General features: G+C 63.7%; 20 protein-coding genes and 1 tRNA gene. 6 read left to right on the top strand and 15 right to left on the bottom strand.

Annotated features, from left to right (window positions below; all coding sequences use genetic code 11):
• Nucleotides 1-17 precede the first annotated feature (17 nt).
• The 5 genes from ACP15I_RS17830 to choX form a co-directional block, all read right to left on the bottom strand.
• Nucleotides 18-1,478: a Dyp-type peroxidase gene (locus ACP15I_RS17830; protein WP_424976116.1), complete on the bottom strand. Its 1,461-nt coding sequence runs from the start codon at nt 1,476-1,478 to the stop codon at nt 18-20.
• Between the two features lies 1 nt (nt 1,479).
• Nucleotides 1,480-2,715: a hypothetical protein gene (locus tag ACP15I_RS17825; RefSeq protein ID WP_424976115.1), complete on the bottom strand. Its 1,236-nt coding sequence runs from the start codon at nt 2,713-2,715 to the stop codon at nt 1,480-1,482.
• A gap of 305 nt (nt 2,716-3,020) precedes the next feature.
• A complete protein-coding gene (choV, locus tag ACP15I_RS17820; protein ID WP_424976114.1) occupies nt 3,021-4,049 on the bottom strand; it encodes a choline ABC transporter ATP-binding protein in 1,029 nt (342 codons plus the stop codon).
• On the bottom strand, nt 4,046-4,879 hold the full coding sequence (gene choW / locus ACP15I_RS17815) for a choline ABC transporter permease subunit (RefSeq protein ID WP_424967258.1): 834 nt from the start codon (nt 4,877-4,879) through the stop codon (nt 4,046-4,048). Before choW ends, choV begins: the two co-directional genes overlap by 4 nt.
• A gap of 63 nt (nt 4,880-4,942) precedes the next feature.
• Nucleotides 4,943-5,866, bottom strand: a complete 924-nt coding sequence (gene choX / locus ACP15I_RS17810) for a choline ABC transporter substrate-binding protein (protein WP_424967257.1) — start codon at nt 5,864-5,866, stop codon at nt 4,943-4,945.
• Nucleotides 5,867-5,973: 107 nt separating this feature from the next.
• Between choX and betI the strand changes: the two genes are divergently transcribed.
• The 4 genes from betI to betC are packed head-to-tail and all read left to right on the top strand — an operon-like array spanning nt 5,974 to nt 11,199.
• Complete coding sequence (betI, locus tag ACP15I_RS17805) at nt 5,974-6,549, top strand: choline-binding transcriptional repressor BetI (protein ID WP_424967256.1); 576 nt, start codon at nt 5,974-5,976, stop codon at nt 6,547-6,549.
• Entirely contained in the window at nt 6,546-8,003 is a 1,458-nt protein-coding gene (betB, locus tag ACP15I_RS17800) for a betaine-aldehyde dehydrogenase (protein ID WP_424976113.1), read from the top strand. Before betI ends, betB begins: the two co-directional genes overlap by 4 nt.
• Nucleotides 8,003-9,661: a choline dehydrogenase gene (betA, locus tag ACP15I_RS17795; protein WP_424976112.1), complete on the top strand. Its 1,659-nt coding sequence runs from the start codon at nt 8,003-8,005 to the stop codon at nt 9,659-9,661. The genes betB and betA overlap by 1 nt, the downstream gene beginning before the upstream one ends.
• 17 nt (nt 9,662-9,678) lie before the next feature.
• A complete protein-coding gene (gene betC / locus ACP15I_RS17790) occupies nt 9,679-11,199 on the top strand; it encodes a choline-sulfatase (RefSeq protein ID WP_424976111.1) in 1,521 nt (506 codons plus the stop codon).
• A 327-nt stretch (nt 11,200-11,526) separates the two neighbouring features.
• On the opposite strand, the gene ACP15I_RS17785 is transcribed toward betC, so the two are convergent.
• Both ACP15I_RS17785 and ACP15I_RS17780 read right to left on the bottom strand, forming a co-directional pair.
• Nucleotides 11,527-11,817, bottom strand: a complete 291-nt coding sequence (locus tag ACP15I_RS17785) for a hypothetical protein (RefSeq protein WP_424976110.1) — start codon at nt 11,815-11,817, stop codon at nt 11,527-11,529.
• Between the two features lie 70 nt (nt 11,818-11,887).
• Nucleotides 11,888-11,963, bottom strand: a tRNA-Thr gene (locus ACP15I_RS17780).
• A 177-nt stretch (nt 11,964-12,140) separates the two neighbouring features.
• Between ACP15I_RS17780 and ACP15I_RS17775 the strand changes: the two genes are divergently transcribed.
• Nucleotides 12,141-13,073, top strand: coding sequence for a hypothetical protein (locus ACP15I_RS17775; RefSeq protein WP_424976109.1), 933 nt, complete (start codon nt 12,141-12,143; stop codon nt 13,071-13,073).
• A gap of 31 nt (nt 13,074-13,104) precedes the next feature.
• Here the strand turns inward: ACP15I_RS17775 and ACP15I_RS17770 are convergent, their stop codons facing one another.
• On the bottom strand, nt 13,105-13,383 hold the full coding sequence (locus ACP15I_RS17770; RefSeq protein ID WP_424967250.1) for a DUF2312 domain-containing protein: 279 nt from the start codon (nt 13,381-13,383) through the stop codon (nt 13,105-13,107).
• 146 nt (nt 13,384-13,529) lie between these two features.
• On the opposite strand from ACP15I_RS17770, the gene ACP15I_RS17765 reads away from it, so the two are divergent.
• Nucleotides 13,530-13,745, top strand: a complete 216-nt coding sequence (locus ACP15I_RS17765) for a hypothetical protein (RefSeq protein WP_424976108.1) — start codon at nt 13,530-13,532, stop codon at nt 13,743-13,745.
• Nucleotides 13,746-13,751: 6 nt separating this feature from the next.
• On the opposite strand, the gene ACP15I_RS17760 is transcribed toward ACP15I_RS17765, so the two are convergent.
• From ACP15I_RS17760 to ACP15I_RS17730, 7 genes are all read right to left on the bottom strand, one after another.
• A complete protein-coding gene (locus ACP15I_RS17760; protein WP_424976107.1) occupies nt 13,752-14,276 on the bottom strand; it encodes an ester cyclase in 525 nt (174 codons plus the stop codon).
• On the bottom strand, nt 14,273-15,316 hold the full coding sequence (locus ACP15I_RS17755; RefSeq protein WP_424976106.1) for an ABC transporter ATP-binding protein: 1,044 nt from the start codon (nt 15,314-15,316) through the stop codon (nt 14,273-14,275). Before ACP15I_RS17755 ends, ACP15I_RS17760 begins: the two co-directional genes overlap by 4 nt.
• Before the next feature lie 114 nt (nt 15,317-15,430).
• Nucleotides 15,431-16,315, bottom strand: a complete 885-nt coding sequence (locus ACP15I_RS17750; protein ID WP_424967246.1) for a carbohydrate ABC transporter permease — start codon at nt 16,313-16,315, stop codon at nt 15,431-15,433.
• 1 nt (nt 16,316) lies between these two features.
• Entirely contained in the window at nt 16,317-17,348 is a 1,032-nt protein-coding gene (locus tag ACP15I_RS17745; RefSeq protein ID WP_424967245.1) for a carbohydrate ABC transporter permease, read from the bottom strand.
• A gap of 61 nt (nt 17,349-17,409) precedes the next feature.
• The gene (locus tag ACP15I_RS17740) at nt 17,410-18,645 is read right to left on the bottom strand and encodes an ABC transporter substrate-binding protein (RefSeq protein WP_424976105.1); all 1,236 of its coding nucleotides are present in this window, start codon (nt 18,643-18,645) and stop codon (nt 17,410-17,412) included.
• Between the two features lie 286 nt (nt 18,646-18,931).
• Nucleotides 18,932-19,159, bottom strand: a complete 228-nt coding sequence (locus tag ACP15I_RS17735; RefSeq protein WP_424967243.1) for a hypothetical protein — start codon at nt 19,157-19,159, stop codon at nt 18,932-18,934.
• A 53-nt stretch (nt 19,160-19,212) separates the two neighbouring features.
• Nucleotides 19,213-19,527, bottom strand: coding sequence for a TraR/DksA family transcriptional regulator (locus tag ACP15I_RS17730; protein WP_424976104.1), 315 nt, complete (start codon nt 19,525-19,527; stop codon nt 19,213-19,215).
• Nucleotides 19,528-19,538 lie beyond the last annotated feature (11 nt).

Raw genomic sequence — 19,538 nt, 5'->3', positions numbered from 1 at the left:
CAACCCGGTCTGCCCTGTCACAGCGCGTCTGCGGGCCCCTCTTCCGGCGCGCGCGGAACGCTTTTCAGCGCCGTGGCCGCCGCGCAGGACTGGGCGACAAAGCGCAATGCGTCGAGGCTCGGCATGAAGAAATAGGCCCCGCCCTTGACGGTGACGAATTGCGGCACGCTCTTGAGCACCCGGCGATAGGGCGTGCGCGGGATGGTGAACCGGTCCACGGGCCCGACCCCGCCCCGGGGCGCGCGCGGGGTGCCGATGATCGGGTCGACCTCCTTTTGCAGCCCCTGAAAGAAGGCGTTGTTGCACCATGTGGATTGCATGAACTCGAACTGCCGCACGATCGAGGCCTGAAAACAGATGAATTGCAGGCCGGTCTCGCCCTCTTCCTCGTAAATCCGCGCGCGGCGCAGGATCCGGTGGCGCTGGGTGACATCCAGCGAGACTTTCTCGTTGCGGATATTCACCGCCCGGTTGTTACCCCGCCGCACATGGGAGCCGATGGGGCAGAATTTTCCGTCCCGGTCATCGGTGAAATCAAAGCTGTTATTGTTGTTCTCGGCATCGGGGTTCGGAGCCAGGGCGCGCCCATCCATGCCCCGCCCCACCATCTTCTCGGCCAGATCGATGGGCGTGTCATTCTCCTCGCCCGTGGCCACCTCGTTCACATAGTCCCAGAACGCGTCCACATGCTGCTCCAGCGTGCGGAACACCAGATAGGAGCCATCCTTGCCGAAATCGCGGCGCTCGTTCCATGTCGGATGCGGCGGCAGGATCCCGTCCGGGTCGAGCCCGGCACTGGTCGCGGGCGTCTCGGGCAGCTTGCCCGTGCCATCGGGATAGCCGAGGATCAGCTCGCCCGGCGGCACGACCATCAGCTTGGCCTCCTTCGGCCGCTCGCGCTTGAGGAAGGTTTCGCGCGGCGTCCCCGCAACCACCGGCTGGCTGACCCCGTCGAGAAACCCGAAGGGCTCTTTATGGGTGCGCTCCAGCCCGCCAAAACTGTGATGCACGCAGTCGGCGCCGTTATTGGCGCACAGGCAGGCCAGAAGCTCGTCCCGCGCGACCTCCTTGGTGGGGGCAAAGGACATCAGCACCCCGTGGATCTCGTCATGCCCGCCCCAATGCCAGTGCCGGGGGTCATTGGCGTCCACATCGCCGAGGATCCGGCTCCGTTCCGGCGCGACCATGCCCCCGGTGAAGGAATGGTCATAGCTCTCGCCGAGAAACCCATCCTCCAAGAGCGCCTTGAGGCCCGGAGCGGTGAAAGCGATGTTCATGCGGTTCTGTACGCTGTCCGCAGGCTGCTTTTCGGCGGCGGAGGTGATCCGCCCGCCCGCGAGCATCCCGTCAAGCCAGCGCTGAAACGCCGCCCGGTCCGTGACCTTGAAGAAGCCATATGCCGCCTGATCGAGCTTGGTATAGCCGCGAAAGAAGATGCCCTGGATGTTCGGGCTCACACTGAGATCGGGATATTCCATGTCAGACAAGCTCCAGCCAGGCGGTGGTCGTGCTGCCCTTGCGGGCCTCTTTCAGGGCCGCGCGCAGGGCGCGGTTGCGGGCAATATTCGTCACGCTCAGCGTCGGATAGGCGTTGTACCAGACCAGGGTCGGATACATGGACCGGCGCGCGAAATCGATGAATTCCGGCCCCATGGAGGCCCCGCCCCAAAGCATCGCCCATGTCTTGGGAAAGCCCGTGGAATGGGCCCAGGCGAGGTTCAGACCGTTGCTGGCCTTGAGCGTGAAGTCGTCGAGATAACTGCGCCATGAGCCGTCATAATTGCTGACGAAGATCAGGCGGCGCTTGTCATTGGCAAAGGCCCAATGGGCGAAATGGATCGTGTTGATCTCGCCCAGAAAGCTCTTGTTGAAGATCAGCGCCACAAGCTGTCGCAGAATGCCGAAGGACATGCGCTTGGCCATCTGCCGCCCGGCATCGGTATGCAGATGCACGACGCTCAGCATGTGATTGGTGGGCACGAGGTCTTCGCCGATCTCAAGGGACCGGCGCAGATCCGGATCCGGCCGGGCCTGATCCATCCGCGCGGTCCGTTCGGGGATCAGGTTGATCAACGCGAGCCCCAGAAACCCGATCCCGTGCCCGAGCAAGCTCGCCACGGCCTTGGCCTTGCCCGCGAAATCCATCTCGACGCCCGGATCCCTGAGGCTGTGCCACCGCTCCTGTGTCTCGGCATCCGCGTCCAGCGCGGCGAGCACGGCCTGTTGCGCCGCAGCCCCGTCCAGCGGCACACCCGCCTCACCCAGGGTGCGATCGACCACCTCATAGACCGCGGCATCCAGCAGGATCTGCTCGCGGGACATGTTCACCGCCGAGATGAAGCCGGCCGCGGGCCTGTGAACCCGCTTGAACATATAGCCATGAAGCTGGTGCAGCGTGCCATCCTCGAACCCCTCGCAAAGCCGGTAGAGCCCCAGAAGGAACGCCCCGCCATCCCGCGCCTCCGCCGTGGCGATCAGCTGGCGCAGGTGATCCCCGATCTCGCCATCCACGTTGTGCTCAAAGAGCAGCGACCAGCCATCGGTGGGATCATCGTAGAGACAGAGCGACGCGAAATGCAGCTCGGGCATGTCCTGAAACCCGAAATCATCGGTGTCAGCCCCGGGAAAGACGTAGTGATTGTCCTTGAGCATCGCGACAAGCGCGCCCTGCTGGCCGGGCCGGACCCGGGCCACCACGGTGAATTTGTTGTGCATGAAAACCTCGCCTGCGGCTGAAAACGGATACAGCCCAAGTGCATAGGCCCCGACCCGCCGGGTCCGGGCTCAGCTCAGAGCTGTCAGATGTGAAAACCGACGCCGGGCGGACCGAGACGGCAGCCCCGGGATCGCGGCGACCCGCCCCCCAACGCGCAATCGTCTGGATTCCATGTGATGCCACCCGGCCCCCTCAAGACAAAACATCGCGCTGAAAAACACCCTGCGCGTCATCAATAATATCGAATTTGGTAGCATAGAGTTGCCATTCCGGCAACAGATGCGCCGGGCCGTACCTGCCCGGATCAGCTGCGCGGATCGAGCAGTTTGCCGAGGATCGAGGCCCGCGTGATCTCGCCCACCACCGCGCCGTTTTCCACCACGCTGGTGGGGGTTTCGGTCTTGCGCGCGGCCTCCATCACCTCGCGGATATCCGCCTCTGCCGCGACCTCGGCTGCGTGCCGGACCGTGCTGGGCTGCATCACGTCGCGCGCGCACAGCACGCCGAGCGGGTTCATATGGGCGACGAACTCTGCCACGTAATCCGTTGCAGGATCTGAGAAAATCTCTTGCGGGGTGCCGCATTGAACGATCCGCCCGCCTTCCATGATCGCGATGCGGTTGCCGATCTTGAAGGCCTCGTCCAGATCATGGCTGACGAAGATGATCGTGCGCTGCAAGGTCTCCTGCAGCTCCAGCAGCTCATCCTGCAGCTTCGTGCGGATCAGCGGGTCGAGCGCCGAGAAGGGTTCGTCCATGAGCAGGATGGGCGCTTCGGTGACAAAGGCGCGGGCGAGGCCCACGCGCTGCTGCATCCCGCCCGAGAGCTCTTCGACCTTGCGATCCGCCCAATCGGCCAGACCGACCAGCTTGAGCTGGGCATCCACGCGCGGCCCGCGCTCGGCGGCCGACAGCCCCGCCAGCTCGAGACCGAGCCCGACATTCTCGTGCACGCTGCGCCAGGGCAGCAGGCCGAATTGCTGAAACACCATGGCCACATGCTGTGCCCGGACCCGTCGCAGGGTCGCCTCATCCGCATGGGTGACATCCACCATGCCCGCGCCGTCATTCACATGGACCGCGCCGCGCACCACCGGGTTCAGGCCATTCACCGCCCGCAGAAGCGTGGATTTGCCCGAACCCGAGAGCCCCATGAGCACGAGGATCTCGCCCGATTGCACCTCCAATGCGCAGTTATGCACGCCGAGCACCTGCCCCGTGTCGCGCTGGATCTCGGCCCGGTCCTGGCCCGCATCCATGAGCGGCAGCGCGGCTTTCGGATCAGCGCCAAAGACGATGGACACATTGTCGAAGGAAACGGCTGTCTCGGTCATTTGCGCTCCACCCGCAGGACGCGGTCGAGAAGGATGGCGACGACCACGATCACGAAGCCGCTCTCGAACCCGAGCGCGGTGTTCACCTGGTTGAGCGCGCGTACAACCGGCACGCCCAGCCCGTCCGCCCCGACCAGCGCGGCGATCACGACCATCGAAAGCGACAGCATGATGGTCTGGTTCAGCCCGGTCATGATCTGCGGCAGGGCATAGGGCAACTCGACCTTCCACAGCACCTGTCGCGATGTGGCGCCAAAGGCCCGCGCGGCCTCCAGCAGCGGCGCGGGCGTGGAGGAGACGCCGAGATGGGTCAGCCGGATCGGTGCGGGCACCACGAAGATCACCGTCGCGATCAGACCCGGCACCATGCCGATCCCGAAAAAGATAATCGCTGGAATGAGATAGACGAAGGTTGGCAGCGTCTGCATCAAGTCCAGAAAGGGACGCAGCGCCCGAAAGAGCCAGGGCCGGTGCGCGGCGGCGATCCCGATGGGAACACCGATCGCCATGCAGACGAGACAGGAGGCCAGAACGAGGGTCAGGCTCTCGGTCGTTTCCTCCCAGTAGCCCTGATTGAGGATGAAGAGGAACCCGAGGACCACCATCGCCGTGGTCGCGCGCGAGCGCTGCAGAAACCATGCGATGGCCGCGAAGACCGCGATCACGATCAGGGGGTGCGGCGTCTGGAAGACCCAGAGCATCCCGTCGATCAACCCCTCCATCACGTCGGAGATCCAGTCGAAGACCGGCGCGGCGCTGACCTGCAGCCAGTCAAAGACCACCTGCGCGGTCTTCCCCACCGGGATCTTAGTATCCGTCAGCCAATCCACGCTGTCCCTCGTCTGTCGTTCCTATCCCGGTCGAAAGGGGCGCTGTCGCGCCCCACCCGGGGATCAGAGCCCGAAGGCCTCTTTCACGGCGGCCATGGCATCGCCGCCATCGGCGGTGGTCACTCCGTCGAGCCAGCCCAGAACCATGTCGCCATTGGCCGAGATCCAGGCCGTGGCCGCGTCCTCGGGGTCTTCGCCGTCATTGAGGATCGCGCCCATGATCTCGTTCTCCATCGCGAGGGAGAATTTCAGGTTGCCCAGCAGCGCGCCCACATTCGGGCATTCCGCCACATAGCCCGCGCGGGTGTTGGTATAGACCGTTGCCCCGCCCAGGTTCGGGCCAAAGAACTCGTCCCCGCCGGTCAGGTAACCCATCTCGAAATTTGCGTTCATCGGGTGCGGCTCCCAGCCGAGGAAGACGATCGGATCGCCGCCCCGGGTTTCGCGCGCCACCTGCGCCAGCATCCCCTGCTCGGAGCTTTCGACCACTTCGAATTCTTCGAGGCCAAAGGCATTGGCGTCGATCATGGACTGGATCAGGCGGTTGCCGTCATTGCCCGGCTCGATGCCATAGATCTTGCCGTCCAGCGCATCCTCATGGGCCGCGATATCCGCGAAATCCTTGATCCCCAGCGCCAAGGCCGCGTCGTTGACCGCCAGCGTGTATTTCGCCCCTTCGAGGTTCTCGCGCACGGTGTCCACTGTGCCCGCCTCGCGGTACGGCGCGATATCGGCCTCCATCGTGGGCATCCAGTTGCCGAGAAACACGTCGATATCGCCCTCTGCCATGGCCGTGTAGGTCACCGGCACCGACAGGACCTTGATCTCGGTCTCATATCCCAGCGCCTGCAGCAGCTCGGTCGTGGCCGCCGTGGTCGCGGTGATGTCGGTCCAGCCCACATCCGAGAAGGTCACGGAGGTGCAATTGGCAAAGGCGGGCATGGCGCTGCAGATCGCGAGCACCGAGATGGCAGAAGTAAGTTTCATGAGACGGACTCTCCCGAGGCGTTTTTCTTGATTGACTAATCAATAAAGAGAGGTTCTTGATCGACCAGTCAACAAAAAACACGCCGCCCGCAAGGAAAGAGATCCGCGTGCCAAAACTGGGAATGGAACCGATCCGCCGCGAGGCGCTGGTTCAGGCCATCATTGACGAGATCGGGGCCTCCGGCTCGCTGGACGTGCCGGTCAGCCGGATCGCGCGCCGGGCCGGTATGTCGAGTGCGCTGGCCCATCACTACTTTGGCAAGAAGGACCAGATGTTCCTCGCCGCCATGCGCCATATCCTGCGCGAATATGGCCGCGAGGTGCGCTCTGCCCTCGCCGAGGCAACGACACCCCGGGCGCGCCTGACGGCAATCATCATGGCCAATTTCGCCGACAGTTGCTTCACCCAGCCCACGGTCAATGCCTGGATGTTCTTTTACGCGCAGGCGCAATCTTCGCCCGAGGCCGCGCGCCTCTTGCGGCTGTACCAGCGCCGGTTGCATTCCAACCTCGTGGACGCCCTGCGCCCCCTGACCGATGCGCCCGTGCGCGTGGCCGAGGCCACCGCCGCCACCATCGATGGCATCTACCTGCGCGCGGCCTTTGATGGGCTGCAGCTCTCCAGTGCTGCGCCGCAGATCGTTCTGTCCGTTGTCGAGTCCATGCTCGGAGACCAAAAATGAGATACGACACCCAGCCCACCGCCAGCCATTTCATCAATGGCGCCTATGTCGAGGACAGCGCGGGCGCGCCCATCGACGTGATCTACCCCGCCACGGGCGCGGTGATCGGGCGAGTCTACGCGGCGACACCTGCGATCATCGAGCAGGCGCTGACCTCCGCCAAGGCAGCGCAGGCGGATTGGGCTGCACGCAGCGGAACCGAGCGCGGGCGCGTGCTGCGCCGGGCCGCCGATCTGATCCGGGCGCGGAACGAGGCGCTCAGCGTGCTTGAGACCTATGACACCGGCAAGCCGATCCAGGAGACCAGCGTGGCCGACGCCACCAGCGGGGCCGACGCGCTGGAATATTTCGGCGGTCTCGCCGGGAGCCTGACGGGCGAGCATATCCAGCTCGGCCAGGACTGGGCCTATACGCGGCGCGAGCCCCTCGGGCTTTGCGTCGGGATCGGGGCGTGGAACTACCCGACCCAGATCGCCTGCTGGAAGGCCGCGCCCGCGCTGGCCTGCGGCAATGCGCTGGTCTTCAAACCGTCGGAGACGACGCCGCTCTGCGCCCTGAAAATCGCCGAGATCCTTGTGGAAGCCGGGCTGCCGCCGGGTGTCTTCAACGTGGTCAACGGGGCGGGCGCGGTTGGCGGTGCGCTGGTCGCGGATCCGCGCGTGGACAAAGTCACACTGACCGGTTCGGTGCCCACAGGACGCAAGGTCTATGCCGCCGCCGCCGAAGGCATCCGCCATGTCACCATGGAGCTTGGGGGCAAATCGCCGCTGATCATCTTTGACGATGCGGATCTCGAGAACGCCGTGGGCGGCGCGATCCTCGGGAATTTCTATTCCTCGGGGCAGATCTGCTCCAATGGGACGCGGGTCTTTGTCCAGCGCGGCATCAAGGAGGTATTTCTTGCCCGCCTGACCGAACGCCTGAAGGGTGTAGTCATGGGCGATCCGCAGGATCCGGAGGTGAATTTCGGCCCCATGGTCAGCGCGGCACAGCGCGAGATCGTGCAGGGCTACATCGCCAAGGGCGCGGCCGAGGGCGCGCGGCTGGTCTGTGGCGGCGCGCCGGAGGATCGTCCGGGCTTCTTCCTGCCGCCCACGGTCTTTGCCGATGTGACCGATGACATGGCCATCGCCCGCGAAGAGATCTTCGGCCCGGTCATGGCTGTACTGGATTTCGACGACGAGGCCGAGGTGCTCGCCCGCGCCAATGCGACGGAGTTCGGCCTCTCGGCGGGGGTGTTCACCCGGGACATCTCGCGCGCGCACCGGATGATCGCAGGGCTTGAGGCCGGGACCTGTTTCATCAACTCCTATAACGACGCGCCGGTGGAGATGCCCTTTGGCGGGGCCAAGCAGTCCGGCGTCGGTCGCGAGAACGCCAAGGCCGCGATCGCGCACTACTCGCAACTGAAATCCGTCTATGTCCGCATGGGCGATGTGGAGGCCCCCTATTGATGGAAGCCGATTATGTCATCGTAGGCGCGGGCAGCGCGGGCTGCGCCATGGCCTTCCGGCTGGCCGAGGCCGGTCGCTCGGTTCTGGTGATCGAGCATGGCGGCACCGATGCAGGGCCGCTCATCCAGATGCCGGGCGCGCTGAGCTATCCCATGAACATGCCGCGCTACGATTGGGGCTACCGGACCGAGCCGGAACCCCATCTGGGCGGACGGCGGCTGGCCGCGCCCCGGGGCAAGGTGATCGGCGGATCCTCTTCGATCAACGGCATGGTCTATGTGCGCGGGCATGCCAAGGATTTCGACCATTGGCGCGACAGCGGTGCCGATGGCTGGGGCTATGCGGATGTGCTGCCCTATTACAAACGGATGGAGGCCTGGGATCCGCGCGGCCATGGCGGAGATACCGATTGGCGCGGCACGAACGGACCGCTCCATGTGCAGCGCGGCAACCTGTCGAACCCGCTGACCCGCGCCTTTATCGAGGCCGGGCGCGAGGCGGGCTATCCGGTCAGCGCCGACTATAACGGCCAGCAGCAGGAAGGCTTCAGCCCCTTCGACATGACCGTTCACAAGGGCCAGCGCTGGTCCGGCGCCAACGCCTATCTGCGCCCGGCGCTGAAGCGCGAGAACTGTGACCTGATCCGGGGGTTTGCCCGCAAGATCACGGTCCAGAACGGTCGCGCCACCGGCGTCGAGATCACCCGGGGCGGCAAGATCGAGACGATCAAGGCGCGCGAAGAGGTCATCCTCGCCGCCTCGGCCTTCAACTCGCCCAAGCTGCTGATGCTGTCGGGGATCGGCCCCGCCTCCCATCTGGCCAAGCACAGGATCCCTTTGATCGCGGACCGACCCGGCGTGGGTCAGAACCTGCAGGATCATCTGGAGCTCTATCTGCAGATGGCGGCGAGCCAGCCGGTGAGCCTCTATTCCTACTGGAACCTGCTGGGCAAAGCCTATGTCGGCGCGCGCTGGCTCTTCACCCGCTCGGGTCCCGGCGCGTCGAACCAGTTTGAAAGCTGCGCCTTCATCCGCAGCAAGCCGGGCGTCGAATACCCCGATATCCAGTATCATTTCCTGCCGATTGCGGTGCGTTATGACGGGCAGGCCGCCGCCGAGGGCCACGGGTTTCAGGCCCATGTGGGCCCCATGCGCTCCCCCTCGCGCGGGGCGGTCACCTTGCGTTCGGCGGACCCGATGGACGCCCCGAAGATCCTCTTCAACTACATGAGCACCGATCAGGACTGGGAAGATTTCAGGCGCTGCATTCGCCTGACGCGCGAGATCTTTGCCCAGGACGCCTTCAAGCCCTTCTCGAAACATGAGATCCAGCCGGGCGTGGATGTGCAATCGGATGACGACCTGAACGCCTTCATCAAGGAACATGTGGAGAGCGCCTATCACCCCTGCGGCACGGCCCGGATGGGGCGGCGCGACGACCCCATGGCGGTGGTCGATCCCGAATGCCGGGTGATCGGGGTCGAGGGGCTGCGCCTTGCTGACAGCTCGATCTTCCCGCGGGTGCCCAATGGCAATCTCAACGCGCCGTCGACCATGGTGGGCGAAAAGGCGGCCGATCATATTCTCGGGCGCGCGCCCCTGCCCCCGGAAAATGTCGAACCCTGGATCAACCCGAACTGGCAGACCAGCCAACGCTGAGCCCGAGGACATCGCCCATGACCGCGCCGCAGACACGCCCGAATATCCTGATCCTGATGGTGGACCAGCTCAACGGGACGCTCTTTCCCGACGGCCCGGCGGAGTGGCTGCATCTGCCCAACCTCAAGGCGCTGGCCGCGCGCTCCACCCGGTTTGCCAATGCCTATACGGGCTCGCCGCTCTGCGCGCCGGGCCGGGCGGCGTTCATGTCCGGGCAATTGCCTTCGGCCACGGGGGTCTACGACAATGCCGCCGAATTCCCCTCTGCCGTGCCGACCTTTGCGCATCATCTGCGCCGGGCGGGCTATCAGACCTGCCTGAGCGGCAAGATGCATTTCGTCGGGCCAGATCAGCTTCATGGCTATGAAGAGCGGCTGACCACGGATATCTATCCGCCGGATTTCGGCTGGACCCCGGATTACCGCAAGCCGGGCGAACGGATCGACTGGTGGTATCACAATATGAGCTCGGTCACCGGCGCGGGCGTGGCCGAGATCACCAATCAGCTGGAATATGACGATGAGGTCGCCTTTCACGCACAGCGCAAAATCCAGGACTACGCGCGCAGCAAGGACAGCCGGCCCTGGTGCCTCACCGTGAGCTTCACCCACCCGCACGATCCTTACGTGGCACGGCGGAAACACTGGGATCTCTATGAGGAGTGCGCGCACCTCCTGCCCCAGACCCCGGCCATGGATTACGGCGATCACGACCCCCATTCGCAGCGGATCTTTGATGCCAATGACTGGCGCAGCTATGACATCACCGAGGACGATATCCGGCAGGCCCGCCGCTCCTATTTCGCCAATCTCAGCTATCTCGACGACAAGATCGGCGAGATCCTCCGCACACTGGAGGAGATGGAGCAGGAGGCGGTGATCCTCTTTGTCTCGGACCATGGGGATATGCTGGGCGAGCGGGGTCTGTGGTTCAAGATGTCCTTCTTCGAGGGCTCCGCGCGGGTGCCTTTGATGATCGCCGCCCCCGGCATGGCCCCGGGCTGCGTGGGCACTCCGGTCTCGACCATCGATGTCTGCCCGACCCTCTGCGATCTGGCGGGGGTCGATCTGGCAGAGATCGCACCCTGGCTCCAGGGCGAGAGCCTCGTGCCCCTTGGCCAGGGGGCCGAACGGACCGCACCCGTGGCCATCGAATACGCGGCTGAGGCGTCCTATGCCCCCATGGTCGCCCTGCGTTATGGCAAGTGGAAATACACCCGCTGCGCGCTCGACCCCGATCAGCTCTTCGATCTGGAGGCCGACCCGCAGGAGCTGCGCAACCTGGCCGAGGACCCGGCCCATCAAGGCACGGTGACCAGCCTGCGCGCGAAATCCGAGGCGCGCTGGGATCTGGCAGCATTCGACGCCGCGGTGCGCGAAAGTCAGGCGCGACGACTGGTGGTCTATGACGCGCTGCGGCAGGGCGGCTACTTCCCGTGGGATTTTCAGCCGCTCCAGAAAGCGTCGGAGCGCTATATGCGCAATCATCTCGACCTCAATGATCTGGAAAGCGACCGCCGCTACCCCCCGGCGGACTGATCCCACCGCACCATAGGGATCAGCCGGGGATGGCCGGGTCGAGAGGCTGGCAGAACGTAGCGTGAAAGAAATTGTCCGGTCCACCGCCTGCCTGCGGGCGCAGTGGAGAGGCACACTGAGTCAGAGGGCCGCAAGAACACCATGGCCGCGTCCACGCCGAGGGGCCTGTACCCGGGATAACCGGGATGAGCGGATCAAACGAATAGGCGCAGAGCGTCGGCCAGAGCATCGGCGGGCGATGGTTTTGGGACCTCGCCGTCCCCGGCCTTCGAAGCCGCCACATGCCTTCGACGTCGTCCCACCGAAGGCCGCGTCGAAGTTAAGGGTTCAGACCATCCCAGCCGAGAGCAGCGTATGACTGTCGCGATTGGTGGCGGATGGGTGTTCGGCACTGTTGATGTGTTCTGCGTCCACGGCGTAGTGGCGCGCCCCCGCAAAAGCCGTCACGGCCTCTGACGGGTTAAATTCCTGCAGGGCAAGGAGCGATGCGGTTCGACGCGCGCGTCGTCCAAATAGGGTTGTTGTTTGGGATGTTTGGTTTGCTGGAAATGGTTTGGCGTTTGCGATGGTAGCAGGGGTTGAGCAAAACAAGCCTGATGACTCGGTCAATTCGAGCATTTTCGAGCGGTCAGATACCGCTACGAATACGCTTCGGACAAACGCAAGTACCTCTAACCGTTTGATTATATGGTGCCCCCACACGGACTCGAACCGCGGACCTACTGATTACAAATCAGTTGCTCTACCAGCTGAGCTATAGGGGCTTCCGAGCGGGTGATTATCGTCGTGGGCGCGCCGTGACAAGCCCTCTCGCGCGCTCGCCTGCGATTTTCCCGTGCGCCAGGCCCGCGCGAACAAAGTGCAATCCGGTGCGGAACCGGTTAACACTTGCTCAACCAGAACCGGCGAAACTCGGCGCAGGATCCAGCGGACGAAGACACATGCATATCGCTTACCATATCGGCGCGCATAGCACCGACGACGACCTTCTTCTGACAAGCCTGCGGGCCAATGCGCCGATGCTGGAACGCAATGGCGTGATCGTGCCACCGGGCGACGTGTATCGCCCGATCCTGCGGGAGACCGTGCGCCGCCTGCAAGGGGCCCATTCCGATCGGGACGCGGAGGAAGCCGTGCTCGAGGCGATCGTCGACGGCAAGGACGGGCATCGCCTGATCATGGCGAGCGAAAACTTCATCTGCACCCAGCAGAAGATTTTTGACGAGGGCAGCTTCTACGGCAAGATGGGGCAGAAAGCCGTCTGGCTTCGCAATGTGTTCCCGCATCATCCGGTCTCGTTTCATATCGGTCTGCGCAGCCCGTCAAGCTTTCTGCCCGCGATCTTTGCTCGCCGGCAGAACATCAGTTTCGAAGACTTCCTTGCGGAAATAGATCTGGAGACGGTCAGTTGGCATGACGTGATCGAACGGCTGCGCTTTGCCGTCCCGGATGCCGAGATCACCGTCTGGTGCAACGAGGATACGCCCCTGATCTGGCCCGAGGTCATGACCTCGATCACCAATCTGACCGACAATTCGGCGCTGCATAAACGCCATGCGCGGCTGCGTGAAGTCATGACTCAGGACGGGTTCGAGCAGTTCATTGCCTATCTCGACAGCCATCCCAAGATCACCGTGGCCCAGAGACGCTGGGCCGCCGTGAATTTCCTCGATCGCTTCGCCAAAGCAGAGGAAATGGACGAAAGCTATGACCTGCCCGACTGGTCGCAAGGACGGATCGACGATCTGGACGCGGCCTATGAAAAGGATCTCGAGCGGATCGCGACCCTTCCGGATGTGCAGGTTCTTGCTGTTGGCGGAACCATCTGCGCCCCGCAGCCAAGCGAAGACAGCATGTCGGTCGGCTTCGCCTGAACCGGGTGCCGCCGGACGCCTGCGCCGGGGCTCAGGACATGCCAAGCGCTTCCTTGTAGAGCTCGAGCACGGCCTCTTCTTCGGAGATGTCGTCCGGGTCGCGCTTGCGCAGCGCGATGAGCTTGCGCATCACCTTGGTGTCGTAGCCGCGGGACTTGGCTTCGGCCATCACCTCTTTCTGCTGCTCGGCGATGTCCTTCTTTTCCTGATCAAGGCGCTCGATCCGCTCAACGAATTGCCGCAACTCGCCCGCCGTCACCCGGTAGCTGTCCGGTGTCCCTGAGGTGTTGTCCGTCACCGCGTCATCCATCTCGCGCATTCTCCCTGAGTGTCTTTGAGGCCTTGCGGTAGCCCGTCTCCGACCGGGCATCAAGACCGTTTCGCACCGCGCCCACTTGTGCCCCTGCCACAGGCGCGCTACCCCGCCGCAACAGATCGCATAATCGGAGACAGAGGATGGACATGCTGGTGCCCGCCGGGGCCGTGATCACCGTTCTGGGCCTGCTGGGTCTCATCTATTGCATCATCGAAGTGGCCCGCGCCAAACGTGCCGGACTGGACGAGGATGCCTTGCGCGCGCGCCTACAAAAGGCGGTCGCGCTCAATCTCGGCGCGCTTGCGGTCTCTGCGCTCGGCCTGATGATCGTCATCGTAGGCGTCTTTCTCGCCTGACCCCGCTCACGGGCTAGGCGGGGTCTTTTCGCCGCGGTCAAACGCCTCCCAGCCCTCGCCAGCAAAGACATCATGCCCCAATTGGGCCAGCACATGGGGGAAATCCACCATGACCCAATTGTCGACGATCTTGCCGTCCACGACCTTCCAGAAATCCATGTAGCGGATCTCCACCCGCTTGCCGGTCGCTTCGATCCCCATGAAGGGGCCGGTATGCACAGCCTCCTGCCGCCCGAAAGCCGCCGCCCATTCGCCCATATAGAGCCGCGCCTCGTCAACGCAGACCTTGTCGGAGAAGGCGGCCTGAAAGGGCTTTTGCCAGTTCTCCTGAAACTCCCGGAGGCCGGTCTTGGTCCCACAGCCCTGGTTGCCGTACCAGCCGAACCCTTCGGAAAAGAACTCGCCGATATCGGTGATGCGGTGATCGTTGAGCCCGTCGACCATGCCCTCGATGACCGCGCGCGTGGCAGCCGTCTTGGTCATGTCCGTATCACGGCTCAACACCGCCTGTTCGGGGCGCGCCCCGCTCACAGATGCGCTCCGGTCTCGGCATCGAAGAGATGGCAGATCTCGGATGGCACGCTGAATTGCACCGGCGCGCCGATCTCCGACCGGTAATCCTTGGCCGCTTTCACCGCGAGCAGCGTGCCCCCCGCCTTGACCGTGACCATGGTCGCATCGCCGAGAAGCTCCATGGAGTAGACCGGGGCCGCGATTTGCCCGCCCGCGCCCGTCACTGCCGCATCCTCGGCCCGGAAGCCCAGCGTCACCTTGCCGGAGACAGAGTCGAACCCGGCGATCTCGACATTCTCAGCCCGGAACACGCCATCGGCAATCTCGCCCTCCATCAGGTTCATGGCGGGCGAGCCGATAAAACTGGCGACAAATGTGTTGGCGGGCCGGTCATAGATATCCGTCGGCGTGCCCACCTGCTGGACCACACCCGCCGACATCACCACCACGCGATCGGCAAGGGTCATGGCCTCGATCTGGTCATGGGTCACGTAGATCGTCGTCACCTGCAACTCATGGCTCAGGTTCTTGATCTGCGCCCGTGTGCTGACCCGCAGCTTGGCATCAAGGTTCGAGAGCGGCTCGTCCATCAGGAACACATTCGGCTCACGCACGATGGCCCGCGCCAGGGCGACGCGCTGCCGCTGCCCACCGGACAAGGCCGCGGGCTTGCGGTGCAGGAAATCGTCCAGCTCGACCATGGCCGAGGCCCGCATCACGCGCTCCTTATGCTCCGCCTCGGGCACCTTCCGCACCTTCAGCGGGAACCGGATATTCTCGTAGACATTCATGTTCGGATAGAGGCCATAGCTCTGGAACACCATCGCCACATCGCGGTCCTTGGGATCGAGCCTGTTGACCATCCGGTCCCCGATCCAGATCTCGCCATCGCTCGGATCCTCCAACCCCGCGATCATCCGCATGGTTGTGGTCTTGCCGCAGCCCGAGGGACCCAGCAGCACCAGAAACTCCTTGTCCGCGATGGTCAGGTGGAAATCATCTACCCCGATGAAGGAGCCCCAGCGCTTCTTCACATGGTTCAGCCGGATCTCAGCCATTCTGGCCGCCCCCCTCATTGTTCTGAAAATACTCACCCGCGGGCCGCAGGCCCGCGCCGGGCCCAACCCGCCAAGACCGCAGGTCGCGCGGGGCGGGAGAGCGCCCTGCCCGCCTCATCCTTTCACCGCCCCGGCGGTCAACCCGCTCACGATCTGGCGCTGGAAGAACAGCACAAGAATGAAGAGCGGCGCCGTGGCCGACACCACTGCCGAGACCGCGAACATCACATTGCCCTCCTGCTGCGTCGTGCCCAGGAAACTGGCGATCTTGGGGATCATGGTCTGATTGTCCTGGCTGAGCAGCGTCGCCGTCACCGCGAAATCGTTATAGGCCAGAAGGAACGAGAACAGACCCGTGGTGATCACTCCCGGCCACATGACCGGGATGATCACCCGGCGAAAAGCCTGAAACCGGGTGCAGCCATCGACCATGGCGCTCTCATCCAGATCCTTCGGAATGTTCATGAAGAACGAGCGCAGCATCCACAGGGTGAAGGGCTGGTTGATCGCCACCAGAACGATGATCGTCGTCGGCAGGATCCCCCAGATGTTCAGCTCGAAAAAAGGCAACAGATAGCCCGAGACCAGCGTGATATGCGGCATGGCGCGAAAGATCAGCGCCGCCATCAGGATCCAGAACGTGTATTTGAAGCTCGACCGGCTCAGCGCATAGCCCCCGAGCGTTCCGAAGGTCAGCGAGATCGCGACCACGCAGAGGGTCACGATCATCGTGTTCAGCCCCGCCCGCCAGAACTCCTCCTGAACCCAGGCGCCCTCATAGCCGCCACCGGTGAAATACCCGCCGGTCTCGGCAATCGTCCGCACCCCCGAGAGCGCGTTGCGCCAATCCTCTCGGCTAAAGAAATCGCCCTGAACCTTGAACGAGCCCCAAAGGGTCCAAAGGAACGGGAACGCCGCCAGCACCAGCCAGACCAGCACGAACCCCCAGAGGAACAGCCGCAGGGGCAAGGATCGTTGCGTCGCGATATTGGTCGCCATCTCAGTGCCCCGTCTTCGAGAAATCGCGCCAGGTCCGGATCAGAACCGGCGTCAGCAGGATCGCGACACCCAGGATCGTCAGCATCGACGTGGCGGCTGCAGAGCCGAACAGGGACACCTCGCTCCCCCTGAGATCGTTATAGATGATCCAACTGAGCGAGGTCGCATTCGCCTCGGCGTTGAACCCGACGATCGGCTCGAACACCCGGAAATTGTCCATGAGCTGGATGAGCGCGATGAAGGTCACCAGCGGCATCAGATACGGGAGCACCACGTACCGGATCCGCTCCCACCGGGTGGCCCCGTCGATCATCGCGGATTCCAGCGTGTCCTGCGGGACTGTCTGGAGGCCCGCATAGAACACCACGAAGGCAAAGGGCGCCGAGGACCAGACACCATAGACCATCAACGTGATCCAGGTCAGCGTCGGCGAGGCCTTGAGGCTGAGATCCGGGTCCTCAAAGATGAATTGCAGGGTTTTCCCGATCACCCCGCGACTGTCGATCATCCAGAACAGGATCAGCGAGCCGACAAGCGGCGTGATAATCATCGGCAGAAGCGAGGTGAAGATCACCGGACCCTTCAGAATCTTGGGCAGCGCGTTCACCGCCACCGCGATCAGGAACCCCAGCGCGATGATCAGGGGCGTCACGATGAAGGTATAGGCCAGCGTGAAGGTCAGCGCCTTGTAGAATGGCAGGCCATAGACTTGCTTGATGAAGGCGCCGAGACTGTCACTGCTGCGCCAGAACGCCCCGATCTCGGCAAAGGCCAGGTGGTTGCGGTTCGTATAGGTGGCCAGCCCGTTGAACTGACCCAGCGGCTGCGCAGCGTTCAGGGCCGCCGTCGCCTCCTCATCGACCATCACCTGGGTGGTACTGCCAAAGGGGCCACTCGTTGTGACCTCGACCAGCACCTTCTCGTTCTCGACAAAGAGGGATTGAACGAAGACCGATGCGATGGGCAGTGCGATGAAAAGGAGCATCGCGAAGGCCGACGGCAGCATGAACCAGAAAAACGTCTTGTGCTTCATCTCGGTCTCCGGGGTACGGGATTATCCGGGGCGCGCACCCGCCCCGGACCTGCGCGCGCGCTTAGTTGAGAAAGCCTGCTTCCTTGGCCGCCGCGATATAGGAAGCCTCCACATCCGCGAGCGCCTGGGCCGCGCTCTCGCCGCCCTGCAGGAACTCGACGATTTCCGTGCCGAGCGCCGTATGCAGCAGGCTCATATAGGGCAGCATCGGATAGGGCGCCGTGCCCGCCTGCGCGGTGGCCAGTACCCCGGTCGCGGCGGCACCGGGCGTGTACCCGTCAATCAGCCAAACCGCAGCATCCGGATTGGCATTGGCCACATCTGTCGATGCGCCATTGAGCATGGCGATGAAGCTCGCGGTCGCGTCCTCGTCGCTGATATTCGAGGCGATGGTGAAGCCATCCCACCACAGGGTGGAGGCCGGACGCCCGCCATCCCCGATGGTCGGGGCGGCGGCGAACTTGATCGCGCCGGCAATCTCGGGCGCGGCCCCTTCCGCATCTGTCACACCGCCGGTCCGTGAGCCCCAGAAATTGGCGAGCGCCACGTTTCCGGCTTCAAATTCCGCCTGCAATGCATTGGAATCATATGTCAAATAGTCCGGGTTCATGTATTCTGTAAGCGCCTTCATCATCTCCAGCGCGGCTTCACCTTGCGCATTGGCGATGGCAGGGGCCGCCGAGCCCGGCTCGAAGAATGCACCACCCGTGCCCAGATACATGTTCACGAATTCCTGCGCCACGTTCCAGCCCGCCTTGTAGGTGCCCCCCACGGGGAACTCCATCAGGCCGGCCTCCTTGATCGCCTTGGCCGCCGCGAGGACCTCGGCATAGGTCTCGGGCACATCAAGGCCGACCTCCTGCAGGATATCCTCGCGATAATAAAGATGCTGGGCATTGGCCTGGAAGGCGATCGCCTTGGTTTCGCCATTGATCACGATCCGCTGGTTCGGGGACACCGTCGCGCCATGGGCCGCAATCAGATCATCGAGCGTCCGCACCAGACCATCCGTCAGCAGCGGCACGAGAGAGCTGTTGGACACGACCGCCACGGTATATTCCGCCGGGTCCGCGGTCAGGGCAGGCACCTGAATGTTCCGATGCTCGGTCGTCATGTTCGCCGTAACCGTCACGCCATCGGCGGCGCATTCAGCTGCCGCGCCATTCACCGCCTGCAATGCCGGAAAATCATTGGACAAAATGCGAATTGAGCCAGCCGAGACATCACAGGCCCAAGCCCCACCGGTTCCCAATAGCACGCATGCGGACGTGGCCAGTGCCGATTTCATCAAAGTCATCTCTGTCTCCCTGTCATGACCTGGGGTCGTGACGCCCCGTTTTGGGAGCACGCTGACAGCAGTCGCATAGGTTTGCAATAGGGTTAACAGGTGCGGATTGGCCGCTCCGCCGCAACAACAGCCTTGCCCGGGAAACGGGCGTTCTTACAGGAAATTCGCGGAAACCTGATGCAGCCGCCAGAGCCCGCCACCGCGCGGGACAGAAAGGCTCAAACCGAAAAAGGCGACCCTTGCGGATCGCCTTTGAGCTGGATCTGGACCTATGCAGATCGGTCCGGCATGCGGATCAGATCGGCATATTGTCGAACGCGTCTTCCTGCGCTTCAAAGGCCCGCTTCTCGGCACGCAGACGCGCGCAGAGATCGACAAGCGACGAGGGCACTTCGACATTCTTGGCCTCGAGCTCCGTGACAGCGCGGGCAAGCTCGGCCTCGCAGACAAATCCGCGGGCCGGGTCGGCCTGCACCCGGTCGAGAAGGGTGAAGACCTTGGTGAGGGCTTGGTCAGTTGTCATCGCGTTGCTCCCTAGCGATCTGGTGAACCAAAGGGCCATTGCACAGGTTGGGATTAACCTTCCCCTTTGCAAGAGGCGCAGAGTGTCGTGGAGGGATCCGCGTTCAGCCGTGCCGCGCTGATCTGGCCGCCGCATTGCATGCAGATTCCGTAGCGTCCATCGGCGACCCGGTCGAGTGCGGCCTGAAGCCGACGTAATTGCCGGACCGTTCCCTGCGTCGAAAGCGCAGGTCCGGAGGTCGGACTCCCTGCCCCGTGCTCCCGTATCTGCCGGCGCGGTTCGGCGCTGAGCCGGGTCTCCCGCAACCGGTTGATCAGATCGCGGCGTCGCGCGCGCAATGCCTGTTGGCGCTCCATCAAATCAATCATTGTCACCCCCC

Origin of the sequence: Dinoroseobacter sp. S124A (assembly GCF_049801015.1) — a bacterium.
Taxonomy (GTDB): domain Bacteria; phylum Pseudomonadota; class Alphaproteobacteria; order Rhodobacterales; family Rhodobacteraceae; genus Dinoroseobacter.
The sequence above is the reverse complement of the archived record's forward strand: the minus strand, read 5'-3'. Positions and strand labels throughout refer to the sequence as shown.

Excerpts from the sequence above, each read along its gene's own strand:
- ACP15I_RS17830 (WP_424976116.1), bottom strand. The coding sequence starts at position 1,478 with ATGGAATATCCCGATCTCAGTGTGAGCCCGAACATCCAGGGCATCTTC.
- ACP15I_RS17825 (WP_424976115.1), bottom strand. The coding sequence starts at position 2,715 with ATGCACAACAAATTCACCGTGGTGGCCCGGGTCCGGCCCGGCCAGCAG.
- choV (WP_424976114.1), bottom strand. The coding sequence starts at position 4,049 with ATGACCGAGACAGCCGTTTCCTTCGACAATGTGTCCATCGTCTTTGGC.
- choX (WP_424967257.1), bottom strand. The coding sequence starts at position 5,866 with ATGAAACTTACTTCTGCCATCTCGGTGCTCGCGATCTGCAGCGCCATG.
- betB (WP_424976113.1), top strand. The coding sequence starts at position 6,546 with ATGAGATACGACACCCAGCCCACCGCCAGCCATTTCATCAATGGCGCC.
- betA (WP_424976112.1), top strand. The coding sequence starts at position 8,003 with ATGGAAGCCGATTATGTCATCGTAGGCGCGGGCAGCGCGGGCTGCGCC.
- betC (WP_424976111.1), top strand. The coding sequence starts at position 9,679 with ATGACCGCGCCGCAGACACGCCCGAATATCCTGATCCTGATGGTGGAC.
- ACP15I_RS17785 (WP_424976110.1), bottom strand. The coding sequence starts at position 11,817 with ATGCTCGAATTGACCGAGTCATCAGGCTTGTTTTGCTCAACCCCTGCT.
- ACP15I_RS17775 (WP_424976109.1), top strand. The coding sequence starts at position 12,141 with ATGCATATCGCTTACCATATCGGCGCGCATAGCACCGACGACGACCTT.
- ACP15I_RS17770 (WP_424967250.1), bottom strand. The coding sequence starts at position 13,383 with ATGGATGACGCGGTGACGGACAACACCTCAGGGACACCGGACAGCTAC.
- ACP15I_RS17765 (WP_424976108.1), top strand. The coding sequence starts at position 13,530 with ATGGACATGCTGGTGCCCGCCGGGGCCGTGATCACCGTTCTGGGCCTG.
- ACP15I_RS17755 (WP_424976106.1), bottom strand. The coding sequence starts at position 15,316 with ATGGCTGAGATCCGGCTGAACCATGTGAAGAAGCGCTGGGGCTCCTTC.
- ACP15I_RS17750 (WP_424967246.1), bottom strand. The coding sequence starts at position 16,315 with ATGGCGACCAATATCGCGACGCAACGATCCTTGCCCCTGCGGCTGTTC.
- ACP15I_RS17745 (WP_424967245.1), bottom strand. The coding sequence starts at position 17,348 with ATGAAGCACAAGACGTTTTTCTGGTTCATGCTGCCGTCGGCCTTCGCG.
- ACP15I_RS17740 (WP_424976105.1), bottom strand. The coding sequence starts at position 18,645 with ATGACTTTGATGAAATCGGCACTGGCCACGTCCGCATGCGTGCTATTG.
- ACP15I_RS17735 (WP_424967243.1), bottom strand. The coding sequence starts at position 19,159 with ATGACAACTGACCAAGCCCTCACCAAGGTCTTCACCCTTCTCGACCGG.
- ACP15I_RS17730 (WP_424976104.1), bottom strand. The coding sequence starts at position 19,527 with ATGATTGATTTGATGGAGCGCCAACAGGCATTGCGCGCGCGACGCCGC.